Source organism: Methylobacterium brachythecii, assembly GCF_014196345.1.
Taxonomy (GTDB): Bacteria; Pseudomonadota; Alphaproteobacteria; order Rhizobiales; family Beijerinckiaceae; genus Methylobacterium; species Methylobacterium brachythecii.
On the sequence record NZ_JACIDN010000001.1, the window covers coordinates 108,127 to 119,867 of the forward strand.

An 11,741-nucleotide genomic window follows, 5' to 3' on the forward strand; every position below is an offset into this window, starting at 1 on the left:
GGGGTGAGCACTGGACGGTGGTCCGCTCAGGCAGGTGAGCCTCGCGGGGAAAGCGTGCCGGGGGCACGACCGCTTCCCCTGCGAGGCCGAGGCTTCCGTTTTCACGAAAACCTCGGACCCTTACGGCAATCGGGGACGGAAAGTTTCAGGCTTGGCTCGCGATGGGAGAAGACGCGCTTAACCTTGACCGCAGGTCACGATCGTTGCCGGCCTTTGACGCAAGATTCGGGTAAAGCTCCCGCCCGTATGACCCTCCCTATCGGAGCCGCCGGGGCTTCGCTCGAGACCCTATCGAGGGGATGGACATCATGCGCGACGTCATCACGATCTTCGCCGCCGGCGCGCTGATGATGGCCTACGCGCTGGTCGCGCCGACGATCGTCGAAGCGGTGCAGCGCCCGGTTCCCGGCTCGCAGAAGGTGCTTGTGCAGCGTCTCGTCCAGGCCGAAGGCGAGGCTCCCGTCAGCGCCGTGACGGGGCCTGTTTCGGCCGAGGCGCCGACCGGCTCTACTCTGCCGCTCTTCGCCCGCTACTGAACTGAAAATCGACCAGCCTCAGGCGGCGATGCCGAGGGCGTGCTTGTTGCCGTAGAGGCCGGCGCAAAGGTCGTCGACCTCGGCCAGATCGAGGGCATCGCCCGCGGATTGGGCGATGATGTCGATGAGATGATCCTGCTGCGGATCGAACGGATGACCCTGCATCCGGTAGAACTGGTAGTAGCGCAGAGCCGCCAGCAGCGTATCGCGCTCGCGTGCAGTCACGGTGATGTTCTGCGTGGTCAATGGGCAACCCCTTGGCTTGCAACGAACCTCTTTGGTGAGTGCCCGGAGGGTCTGCGCGCCGACTCGCCAAGCTTTGCTATTTTATCGCGATCGAGGCTCCTGCGCCACAGCTTGGCCGTAAGAAGACTTGGCCGGCTCTGCATCCTGCGCGGGCAAAGGACTGGGCCGCCGGGGGCAGAAGTCTGTTCCTTCAAGGGTTTGCGCGGACAGTGGAGCTGCTGAAAATTCGAGCTTCCGTTTCGTCAGGCCGCCTCGAACCCGATCGTCGCGAGAGCGGCATCGCATTCCGCCCGATCGAGCCGGCGAAGCACCGGGCCCGAGGTCCAGACCAGCATCGGCACGATCTGGTGCCCCGGATAGATCTTTTCGAGGAGCGCCGCGTAGAGCGCGATCTGTGCCGCTTCGGACGCGGGCAGCGGAGCATCCTCCGTGGGGGGGCGGCCCGTCTTGAAGTCGCAGACCAGTACCCGGTCGCCGTCGATCGCCAGACGGTCGACCCGGCCGAAGACTCGTCGCTCCCGGCCGCCGATGACGACGCTGCCGGAGAGGGTCAGCTCCGCCCTCGCCGCGGGCGCGAAGAGCGGGGCGAGATCGGGCTTGTCGAACAGCCGCAGACAGGCCGCTACCAGCGCCTCGCGCTTCGGTGACGGCATCGAGGGAGCGCGTGCCGCGACGAAGCGGGTCGCGGCGTCCTCTCGCTTCTCGGCGGGGAGTCGCGGCAGGTGCTCCATCAGGGAGTGGATCAGCTTGCCGCGCCGCCGTGCCTCCGCGGCGGCTTCGCGGCGACCCGGGTCACGACGGCCGTCGGCCGCGGCGAGAGCACCCGATGGGCTCAGCGGAGGCGCAGGCTGACGCTCCACGCCGGCCGGACGGTGCAACCAGTCCGGAAGCGTGGCCTCGGTCGCCCTCGGCCCCCGCGCCTCCTCGGAGAGAGGAGTACCGGCCATGCCGCGGCGCCACAGCGTGATCGGACCGTGGGGGGTCTCCAGGGCTTCACCCATTCCGAGGCCACGTTCCAGGCCGATCCGCACCATCTCGCACCACGAGGCGGGCGTTTCGAGGGTCGCGCCGCGATAGGGGGCGATCACCAGATGATCGGCCGCGCGGGTCATGGCGACGTAGAGTAGGCGGTTGTGTTCCTCGCGGGCACGGGCATGCAGCATGGCGCGCGCCTCCGTCGTCGCCGCGCAATCCTGGATGCGGCCGGCGATCCAGACGGGTGGGATCGCTGCGTCGGCCAGCGGCAGCAGGGCGGGGTCGTTGCGGCCGAGCGGCTCGCAGCCGTCGATCAACACCACCACCGGCGCCTCCAAGCCCTTGGCACCGTGCACGGTCATGACGCGGATCTCGTCGCGGCCCGATTCCATGTCGCGCTTGACGGTGTGGCCGGATTCGCCGCGGCCGGGCCGCGCCGCATAGCGGGCGAGGAAGCCGTCGAGGCTCGGGGCATCGGTCCCGCCTTCGAAGGCCTGGGCGGCGGCGAGAAACACGTCGATGGCGTCGCCCGCCTCGCCGCCGAGCCGGGCCACCAGGGCCTTGCGTCCACCGAGCGGCCCGAGCAGCTTCGCGTAGAAGCCGAACGGCCCTTGCTCGGCCGCCAGCGCGATCCAGACGCCGAGTGCCGCGCGCCCGCGTTGAGCCGGCTCGTATCCCGCATCGGCGTGGCGGAGGAGCGCATCTTCCAGCGTCTCCTCGTCGGGGCGGCGGCTGGCGATGCGAACGAGATCGTCGTCGTCGAGCCCGACCAGCGGCGTCTTGAGGGCGGTGGCGAGCGTCAGGTCGTCGGCCGGCAGCAGGCCGGCGCGACCAGCTGCGACGAGATCGAGCACGGCGATGTGGCCGGCCACTTCCAGCCGGTCCTGGCCCGCGACCGGGACGTCGAGAGCCTTGAGGGCGCGGATGACCTCTTCGAAGGCAGCCGAACGCTTGCGCACCAGGATCAGCACCTCGCCCGGCCGCCAGACCCGGCCGCAGGCATCGCCGGTGGTCGTCCAGGCGCGCACCGCGCGGGCGACGCGGCGCGCGACGAGGATCGCCGGAGCGTTGGGCTCGGGCGCGTCGACGGGAGCGGCCCAGGCATCCGCATCGGGTTCCTCTTCGGGTTCGGCGATCGGCCATAGTTCGACCGCGCCGGGCGCCGGGCCACGCGCCGAACCGTGGACCGTACCGATCGCCGTATCGGCGAAGGACAGGCCCTGAAAATGCTCCGGCAGGGCGAAGACGGCGTCCACCGCCTGCAGCACGCCGGCGGTCGAACGGAAGGACAGCCTTAGCTCGACATCCTCGAAGGCGAGGCCGGCATCCTTGGCTGCCCGGCGCCAGTCGCGCCGGGTCTCCTCGAACTCACGGGGCTCTGCGCCCTGGAAGCTGTAGATCGACTGCTTCGGGTCGCCGACGGCGAAGCGGGTGCGGAGCGTCTCACGGGCTCCCTCGCCGGAGGCGAATTCCTCGGTAATCCGGCGCAGGATCTCCCATTGCTCGGGATTGGTGTCTTGAGCTTCATCGACGAGGACGTGGTCCACGCCGCGGTCGAGCTTGTACAGCACCCAGGACACCTCGACCCGGCGCAGCAGGTCGAGGGCCTTGTGGATCAGGTCGTCGAAATCGAGGGCGCCGAGCCGGCCTTTCTCGGTCTCGACGCGACGATGGATCTCGGCCGCGAGTAGGAAGAGTGCGCTGGTGCGGGCATGGGCAGTCGCGGCGCGCAGAGTGTCGAAGAGCGGCACGAGTCGCGTCTGCTCGTCGAGCAAGCGCTCACGCACGGCCTCCGGCACGCCCTTGGTGCCGAGGCCCTTTCGCGGCTTGTCCTCGTCGGTGAAGAAGACCGCGCAGTAGCCTTCCAGCGCTTCCGGCCGGCTCGTCGCACGAGCGGCGGCCGCGAGACCGTCGGCGAGGCGCTCGTCGGTGACCTTGCCCGTGCGCAGACCCTCGACGATCGCTAAATCGCCGAGCAGACCACCGGCGAGGATGCGCTCCTCGACCGCGTCGGCAGTCTCGCCCTCCGCGAGGCCGAGGGTTTTGCCGAGGGTGGCGAGGCCTTTCCTCAACGTGTGGCCGGGATCGGCGAAGAAGGCGCGTCGCCGCATCGCCATGCGGAGCGCGTCGCGCAGGGCATCGCCGCTGGCCTCTGGACCGACCACGTCGAACGCGATGCGGAGATCCGGCCGCCGGCCGAGGATGGCGTCGGCCAGAACCGTATCGGTCTGCCGGGCGAAGGTGTCGCGTGTCTGATCCTCGTCGAGCACCTGAAAGCGGGCCGGCACGTTCGCCTCGAAGGGAAACATGTGCAGCAGGCGCTCGCACAGCGCGTGCAGCGTCTCGATCTTGAGACCTCCGGGCGTTTCGACGGCACGGGCGAAGAGCCGGCGCGCCAGGCTGAGTTCCCGGCGCGAGGCCTTGCGGCCGGAGAGGTCGAACAGCTCGGCCGAGAGAGCCTCGTCGTCGAGGGTCACCCAGCGGCCGAGTCGCTGGAAGACGCGGATCGACATGTTGGCCGCCGCCGCCTTGGTGAAGGTCAGGCAGAGGATGCGCCCCGGCGGGGAGCCGTCGAGCAGCAGACGCAGCACCCGGTCGGTGAGCACCTTGGTCTTGCCCGCGCCGGCATTGGCCGAGACCCAGGCCGAGGCGCGCGGATCGGCGGCCCGACGCTGCGCCTCCTGTGTGAGCGGATCGACGACGAAACGGCCGCTCACGAGACTCCCCAATTACGCGCCGATGAATAACGAGACGTCACGACCGATAGCATGAAAAAGCCCCGCTCCGCGGCACGGAGCAGGGCTCGTTTCTTCAGACCGACATCCGCGCTCAGTCGTCGAGATCGTCCTCGCCCGGCTTCACGTTCTCGAGGATCCGTTCGGCGACGAGGCCGGAATTTTGGCGGATCGAGGCTTCGATCTTGTTCGCGATGTCCGGATTGTCGCGCAGGAATCCCTTGGAGTTCTCGCGGCCCTGGCCGAGACGCTGGCTGTCGTAGGAGAACCAAGCGCCGGACTTTTCGACGATGCCGGCTTTCACGCCGAGGTCGATCAGCTCGCCGACCTTCGAGACGCCCTCGCCGAACATGATGTCGAACTCGACCTGCTTGAAAGGCGGCGCGACCTTGTTCTTGACGACCTTGACGCGAACCTGGTTGCCGATGGCCTCGTCGCGATCCTTCAGGGTGGAGATGCGGCGGATGTCGAGGCGCACCGAGGCGTAGAACTTCAGCGCGTTGCCGCCCGTGGTGGTTTCGGGCGAGCCGTACATCACACCGATCTTCATGCGGATCTGATTGATGAAGATCACCATGCACTTGGAACGCGAGATCGAACCGGTGAGCTTGCGCAGGGCCTGGGACATCAGGCGGGCCTGAAGACCGGGCTGGCTGTCGCCCATCTCACCTTCGATCTCGGCGCGCGGCGTCAGCGCCGCGACCGAGTCGACCACGAGAACGTCGATCGCGCCGGAGCGCACCAAGGTATCGGTGATCTCGAGGGCCTGCTCGCCGGTATCCGGCTGCGAGATCAGCAGGTCGTCGAGCTGGACGCCGAGCTTCCTCGCATAGACCGGGTCGAGGGCGTGCTCGGCATCGACGAAGGCGCAGACGCCGCCCTTCTTCTGGGCCTCGGCGATGGTGTGCAGCGCCAGCGTGGTCTTGCCGGAGGATTCCGGTCCGTAGATCTCGATGACGCGACCGCGCGGCAGGCCACCGACGCCGAGGGCAATGTCGAGGCCGAGCGACCCGGTGGAGACGGTCTCGACCTCCGCTACCTTGTCGTTCTTACCGAGCCGCATGATCGAGCCCTTGCCGAAGGCACGCTCGATCTGGGACAGCGCGGCGTCGATCGCCTTCGACTTGTCCTTGTCCACTGCCATCGTGGGTTCCACCATCTTGAGCGCGGCCTGGGCCATCGGTCGGCATCCTTATGCATGGGGAGGGCGGCGTTCTCAATGCAGCGCCGATGGTGATTTTGTACTCTTTTTGTTCTCACCCTGCAAGAGGAGCGAAATCAGCCCGCTGAACCGGGACGTCATTCCGGGTTCCGCTTCGCGGCCCCAGAATGACGGCATGTTGGAAATCCTCGCGGCGCCTACGGCACTGGCACCTGCAGCGGCTTGTCCTTGTCGACGATGTAGACCGACAGGATCTTGATCGGCTTATCGCCGACATTGGTGTATCCGGCATGCGGAACTTCGCGCTGGTTGATGCCGTGCTCGCCGGCGGCGCGGTCGATCGCGTCCTTGCCCGGCAGTTGCACCTTGCCGCCCTCCATCACGTAGAAGGCCTCCTGGCCGTTGTGGAAGTGACGGCGGGAGGTGGCACCCGGCGGGATCTCGACTAGTTGCATCACGATCTCCTTGCTCTCGTCCCCGGATAGCGGAGATCGGCCGAGATCGGTGCGCTTCACCTCCTGGGCGGAGACGGGGCCGCCTAAGAGAGCCGTAGCGAGAGCGAGAACAGCAAGGGAATGGGGGCGTCGCGGCATCTGGACCTCCAAGGATTCTTCTTGGTCGCACGGCTCTGCGGCCGGCATGGTCCACTCAGCCCCGGCCTAAGGGGAATGTCGAGGTATTCTGCATACAATCCCTGGCGCGATCGCCAGGGTGTGATCGGCTTCCATCGGCGGGACCCAATCCCACCGCGTCATCCTCAGAAGGCGAGAACCTTCTTGGCTTCCTGGAGCTGGACGATCTGCGCGTTGAGCTGCTCGCGCTTGCCGAGATCGGTGGTGGCGTCACGGTCGAGCTCGGCCTGCTCGATCTCCTTGTCGAGCATGGCCGGGTTCACTTCCTCGATCGGCGCGGCGCGCTCGGCGAGGACGGTGACGGATTCAGGCCCGATATCGGCGAAACCGCCCTGCACGTAGATGCGCTTGCCGCTGCCCGAGGTCTCGGTGACGGTGATCACGCCGACCTTCAGCGTGGTCAGTACGGGCGCGTGCTTCGGCAGCACGGTCATCTCGCCCTCGGTGCCGGGGAGCTGAACGGCCTGGACCTCGCCGGAATAGAGGGTCCGCTCGGGGCCGACGAAATCGAAGTGGAAGGTGGCCATCGTTCAGCGTGTCCGGCGTCCGGTGAGCATTCTCCTCCCCCTTGCGGGGAGGAGGTAGGAGGTGGGGGTGGTGCAGGTGGCACCGCGACGTTTCACGCGGCCCGACCCCCACCCTGCCCTTCCCCGCAAGGGGGGAGGGAAAAACGCTTACGCGGCGTCCTTGGCGAGCTTCTTCGCCTTCTCCTTGGCGTCCTCGATGGTGCCGACCATGTAGAAGGCCGCCTCCGGGAGGTCGTCGTACTCGCCGTTCACCAGGCCCTTGAAGCCCTTGATGGTGTCTTCCAGCGGCACCTGGATGCCCGGCGAGCCAGTGAACACCTCGGCGACCGAGAAGGGCTGCGAGAAGAAGCGCTCGATCTTGCGGGCGCGGGCGACGGTCAGCTTATCCTCTTCGGACAGCTCGTCCATGCCCAGGATCGCGATGATGTCCTGGAGCGCCTTGTAGCGCTGCAGGGTCTGCTGGACGCGACGGGCGACGTCGTAATGCTCCTCGCCGAGGATGGCGGGAGAGAGCATGCGCGAAGTCGAGTCGAGCGGATCCACCGCCGGGTAGATGCCCTTCTCGGCGATCGAGCGGGACAGCGTGGTGGTGGCGTCCAAGTGGGCGAAGGAGGTGGCGGGGGCCGGGTCGGTCAAGTCGTCGGCCGGCACGTAGATCGCCTGCACCGAGGTGATCGAGCCCTTGTTGGTGGTGGTGATGCGCTCCTGCAGGGCGCCCATGTCGGTCGACAGGGTCGGCTGGTAGCCCACCGCCGACGGGATGCGGCCGAGAAGCGCCGACACCTCGGAGCCCGCCTGCGTGAAGCGGAAGATGTTGTCGACGAAGAACAGCACGTCCTGGCCCTGGTCGCGGAAGTCCTCGGCGATGGTCAGGCCGGTCAGCGCGACGCGCGAGCGGGCGCCGGGGGACTCGTTCATCTGGCCGTAGACCAGCGCGCACTTGGAGCCTTCGGCCGAGCCGTTGTTCTCCTTGGGGTCCTTGTTGACCTTGGACTCGATCATCTCGTGGTAGAGATCGTTGCCCTCGCGGGTGCGCTCGCCGACGCCGGCGAAGACCGAGTAGCCCGAGTGCACCTTCGCGATGTTGTTGATCAGCTCCATGATCAGCACGGTCTTGCCGACGCCGGCGCCGCCGAACAGGCCGATCTTGCCGCCCTTGGCGTAGGGGGCGAGCAGGTCCACCACCTTGATGCCGGTGACCAGGATCTGCGACTCGGTCGACTGGTCGGTATAGGCCGGGGCCGGTTGGTGGATAGCGCGCAGCGTGTCCGACTGGATCGGGCCGGCCTCGTCGATCGGCTCGCCGATGACGTTCATGATGCGGCCCAGCGTGTTGTGGCCGACCGGCACCTTGATCGGCGCGCCGGTGTCGGTGACCTCCTGGCCGCGCACGAGGCCTTCCGAGGTGTCCATGGCGACGCAGCGCACGGTGCTCTCGCCGAGCTGCTGGGCCACTTCGAGGACGAGGCGGTTGCCCTGGTTCTTGGTCTCCAGCGCGTTCAGGATCTCCGGCAGGTGGCCGTCGAACTGCACGTCGATCACCGGTCCGATGACCTGGGTGATGCGGCCCTTGGAGTTGGCCGGGGAAGCGGTGTTCGCCATGATGCGATTGTCCTTAACGAGTGGCGGTCAGAGCGCTTCCGCGCCCGAAATGATTTCGATGAGTTCCTTGGTGATCATGGCCTGACGCGTCCGGTTGTAGATCTGCGTCTGCTTCTTGATCATCTCGCCCGCGTTGCGGGTGGCCGAATCCATGGCGCTCATGCGGGCGCCCTGCTCGGAGGCGGCGTTCTCGAGGAGCGCTTTGTAGATCTGCACCGTGAGGTTCTTCGGCAGCAGCGTGTCGAGGATGCCCTCCTCGCTCGGCTCGAACTCCATGGCGGCATCCGCCGAGGCACCGGTCGTCGTCTTGCCCTCGGCGTCGGGCAGCTCGGCCGGGATCAGCTTCTGCGCGGTCGGGATCTGCGAGATCACCGACTTGAAGGCGGAGAAGTACAGCGTCGCGACGTCGAACTCGCCGGCATCGAAGCGCGCCAGGATCTTTTCGGCGATCTCGCTGGCGAAAGCATAATCCACGGGCCGGGTGCCACGGATGTCGATGTTCTCGATGATCTCCGCCCGGAACTGCCGGCGGAGCATGTCGTAGCCCTTCTTGCCGACCGTGAAGATCTTGACCGTCTTGCCCTCGCTCGCGAGCTGGCGAGCATGCTTGGCAGCCAGACGCGAGATCGACGAGTTGAAGGCGCCGCACAGGCCGCGATCGGCTGTGCAGACGATGAGCAGGTGTGTCTTGTCGGCACCGGTGCCCGAGAGCAGCTTCGGCGCACCGACGCCGCCAACGAGGTTCGCGGCGAGGTTGCCGAGCGTCGCGGACATCTTTTCGGCGTAGGGCCGGCCGCTCTCGGCAGCGGTCTGCGCGCGCCGCAGCTTGGCGGCGGCGACCATCTGCATGGCCTTGGTGATCTTCTGCGTCGACTTCACCGAAGTGATGCGATTCCGCAGATCCTTCAAACTCGGCATCGGGAAATTTCCGGTCTCTCGCGAGCGTCACGTCGAAGGCGGGCGCTCGGAGGCGCCCGCCATTGGCCGAAGTCGGATCAGTCGAACGACTTGGAGACGCTCTCGACCACGCTCTTGAGCTTGCCGGCGCTGTCGTCCGACAGGTCCTTCGAGTCGCGGATCGCGCCGAGCAGGTCCGCGTGCTTGGAGCGCAGGGTCTCCAGCAGCTTGTCCTCGAAGGCGCGCACCTTGTTGACCGGCATCTTGTCGAGATAGCCGTTCACACCGGCATAGATCACCGCGACCTGCTCTTCCATCTTCAGCGGGGCGAACTGGGCCTGCTTCAGGAGCTCGGTAAGACGCGAGCCACGGTTCAGGAGCTTCTGCGTCGAGGCGTCGAGATCCGAGCCGAACTGCGCGAAGGCAGCCATCTCGCGGTACTGCGCGAGCTCGCCCTTGATCTTGCCGGCGACCTTTTTCATCGCCTTGGTCTGGGCCGAAGAGCCCACGCGCGACACCGAGAGGCCGACGTTCACCGCCGGGCGGATGCCCTGGTAGAACAGGTCGGTCTCGAGGAAGATCTGGCCATCGGTGATCGAGATCACGTTGGTCGGGATGTAGGCAGAGACGTCGTTCGCCTGGGTCTCGATCACCGGGAGCGCGGTCAGCGAACCCTTGCCGGCCGCGTCACCCATCTTGGCGGCGCGCTCGAGCAGGCGGCTGTGGAGGTAGAACACGTCGCCCGGATAGGCTTCGCGGCCCGGTGGGCGTCGCAGCAGCAGCGACATCTGGCGGTAGGCGACGGCCTGCTTGGACAGGTCGTCGTACACGATCACGGCGTGCATGCCGTTATCGCGGAAGTACTCGCCCATGGCGCAGCCGGCGAAGGGCGCGATGAACTGCATCGGGGCCGGGTCGGAAGCGGTGGCTGCGACGATGATGGAGTATTCGAGTGCGCCCTGGTCCTCGAGGACCTTCACGAACTGGGCGACGGTGGAGCGCTTCTGGCCGATCGCGACGTAGACGCAGTAGAGCTTCTGGCCCTCGTCGTCGCTCTGGTTGAGCGGCTTCTGGTTGAGGATCGTGTCGAGGGCGATCGCGGTCTTGCCGGTCTGGCGGTCGCCGATGATCAGCTCGCGCTGGCCGCGGCCGATCGGGATCAGGGCATCGACGGCCTTGAGGCCAGTGGCCATCGGCTCGTGAACCGACTTGCGCGGAATGATACCGGGGGCCTTCACGTCGACGCGGCGACGCTCGGTCGACTGGATCGGGCCCTTGCCGTCGATCGGGTTGCCGAGGCCGTCGACCACGCGGCCGAGCAGGCCCTTGCCGACCGGCACGTCCACGATGGCGCCGGTGCGCTTGACGGTCTGGCCTTCCTTGATGTCGCGGTCGGACCCGAAGATCACGACGCCGACATTGTCCTGCTCGAGGTTCAGGGTCATGCCCTTCACGCCGGACTCGAACTCGACGAGCTCGCCGGCCTGAACCTGGTCGAGGCCGTAGATGCGGGCGATGCCGTCACCGACCGCGAGCACCTGCCCGACCTCGGTGACCTCGGCGGCTTCGCCGAAGTTCTTGATCTGCTCTTTGAGGATCGCGGAGATCTCGGCGGGGCGGATGTCCATCGTCGGGCCTTCTTTGAAAGTGTCGGACGTCAGTCGCGAAGTCAGTGAGCCGCCTGCAGCGCCTTAGTGGGCGGCGTGCATGGCGAGGCGGATTCCGTTGAGCTTGGTGCGCAGCGAGGCATCGACCATGCGCGAGCCGATCTTGACCACGAGGCCGCCGATCAGGCTCGGATCGACCTTGAGGTCGAGTTCGATCTCGGAGCCGGCGACCTCGCGTAGGGTCTGCTCGATCTCCTTGACCAGCGTCTCGGACGGCTTCTCGGCGACGCGAACTTCGGCGCGCACGATGCCCTTCGATTCGCGGACCTTCTCGCGGTATCCGCGGATCATGTCGGGGAGAGCGAAAAGCCGGCGGTTGGAGGCGGCGAGCTTGATGAAGTTGGCGGCGAGGCCGCCGATGCCGGCCTTCGCAAGAATCGCCTCGATCGCGGCCGCCTGCTGCTCGGCCGTGTAGGCCGGGCTCTTCACGAGGCGACGAAGGTCATCGCTTTCATTGTAGAGGGACTCGAATCGGTCGAGGTTCTGCGAGACGTCGTCGACCTGTTTCTCGTCTCGCGCCAATTCGAACAGCGCGAGGGCGTAGCGGCCTGCCACACCGGAGACCAGGGCACCTTCGGAACCGTTCTGCGCCACCCGTCGCTCTCTTTGTTTCGTGCCCGTCGGTCTCTTCCGAACCTGCTCGCCGTCGGAGTGGCGGCGGCTCGGCGAACCGTGGGAGAAAGGGGATGCGCCGGCAGTCCGAGCGGGTGACGACACCCCCCCTTCCAGCGCGGGGTGGCCGTAGCATGGCACTGCGGGCTC

General features: G+C 67.0%; 10 protein-coding genes. 1 reads left to right on the top strand and 9 read right to left on the bottom strand.

Annotated elements, in window-relative coordinates; genetic code table 11:
- The first annotated feature begins 308 nt into the window (after positions 1-308).
- Positions 309-536, top strand: coding sequence for a hypothetical protein (locus GGR33_RS00485; protein ID WP_183501418.1), 228 nt, complete (start codon positions 309-311; stop codon positions 534-536).
- A gap of 18 nt (positions 537-554) precedes the next feature.
- Here the strand turns inward: GGR33_RS00485 and GGR33_RS00490 are convergent, their stop codons facing one another.
- From GGR33_RS00490 to GGR33_RS00530, 9 genes are all read right to left on the bottom strand, one after another.
- On the bottom strand, positions 555-782 hold the full coding sequence (locus tag GGR33_RS00490) for a hypothetical protein (protein WP_183501420.1): 228 nt from the start codon (positions 780-782) through the stop codon (positions 555-557).
- Positions 783-1,024: 242 nt separating this feature from the next.
- The gene (gene addA, locus GGR33_RS00495) at positions 1,025-4,474 is read right to left on the bottom strand and encodes a double-strand break repair helicase AddA (RefSeq protein WP_425488722.1); all 3,450 of its coding nucleotides are present in this window, start codon (positions 4,472-4,474) and stop codon (positions 1,025-1,027) included.
- 112 nt (positions 4,475-4,586) lie between these two features.
- Entirely contained in the window at positions 4,587-5,651 is a 1,065-nt protein-coding gene (recA, locus tag GGR33_RS00500; RefSeq protein ID WP_425488733.1) for a recombinase RecA, read from the bottom strand.
- Positions 5,652-5,851: 200 nt separating this feature from the next.
- On the bottom strand, positions 5,852-6,247 hold the full coding sequence (locus tag GGR33_RS00505) for a cupin domain-containing protein (RefSeq protein WP_183501426.1): 396 nt from the start codon (positions 6,245-6,247) through the stop codon (positions 5,852-5,854).
- Between the two features lie 164 nt (positions 6,248-6,411).
- Entirely contained in the window at positions 6,412-6,813 is a 402-nt protein-coding gene (locus GGR33_RS00510) for a F0F1 ATP synthase subunit epsilon (protein WP_183501428.1), read from the bottom strand.
- A gap of 147 nt (positions 6,814-6,960) precedes the next feature.
- Positions 6,961-8,415 carry a F0F1 ATP synthase subunit beta gene (gene atpD / locus GGR33_RS00515; protein ID WP_183501430.1) on the bottom strand — a complete coding sequence of 485 codons (1,455 nt, stop codon included), beginning with the start codon at positions 8,413-8,415 and terminating at the stop codon, positions 6,961-6,963.
- A 27-nt stretch (positions 8,416-8,442) separates the two neighbouring features.
- The gene (locus tag GGR33_RS00520; RefSeq protein WP_183501432.1) at positions 8,443-9,333 is read right to left on the bottom strand and encodes a F0F1 ATP synthase subunit gamma; all 891 of its coding nucleotides are present in this window, start codon (positions 9,331-9,333) and stop codon (positions 8,443-8,445) included.
- A 77-nt stretch (positions 9,334-9,410) separates the two neighbouring features.
- Positions 9,411-10,940 (bottom strand): F0F1 ATP synthase subunit alpha, encoded by a 1,530-nt coding sequence (atpA, locus tag GGR33_RS00525; protein WP_183501434.1) that lies wholly within the window; start codon positions 10,938-10,940, stop codon positions 9,411-9,413.
- 63 nt (positions 10,941-11,003) lie between these two features.
- Positions 11,004-11,573 (bottom strand): F0F1 ATP synthase subunit delta, encoded by a 570-nt coding sequence (locus GGR33_RS00530; protein WP_183501436.1) that lies wholly within the window; start codon positions 11,571-11,573, stop codon positions 11,004-11,006.
- Positions 11,574-11,741: the final 168 nt, after the last annotated feature.

Coding starts and splice junctions, on each gene's coding strand:
- GGR33_RS00485 (WP_183501418.1), top strand. CDS start 309: ATGCGCGACGTCATCACGATCTTCGCCGCCGGCGCGCTGATGATGGCC.
- recA (WP_425488733.1), bottom strand. CDS start 5,651: ATGGTGGAACCCACGATGGCAGTGGACAAGGACAAGTCGAAGGCGATC.
- GGR33_RS00505 (WP_183501426.1), bottom strand. CDS start 6,247: ATGCCGCGACGCCCCCATTCCCTTGCTGTTCTCGCTCTCGCTACGGCT.
- GGR33_RS00510 (WP_183501428.1), bottom strand. CDS start 6,813: ATGGCCACCTTCCACTTCGATTTCGTCGGCCCCGAGCGGACCCTCTAT.
- atpD (WP_183501430.1), bottom strand. CDS start 8,415: ATGGCGAACACCGCTTCCCCGGCCAACTCCAAGGGCCGCATCACCCAG.
- GGR33_RS00520 (WP_183501432.1), bottom strand. CDS start 9,333: ATGCCGAGTTTGAAGGATCTGCGGAATCGCATCACTTCGGTGAAGTCG.
- atpA (WP_183501434.1), bottom strand. CDS start 10,940: ATGGACATCCGCCCCGCCGAGATCTCCGCGATCCTCAAAGAGCAGATC.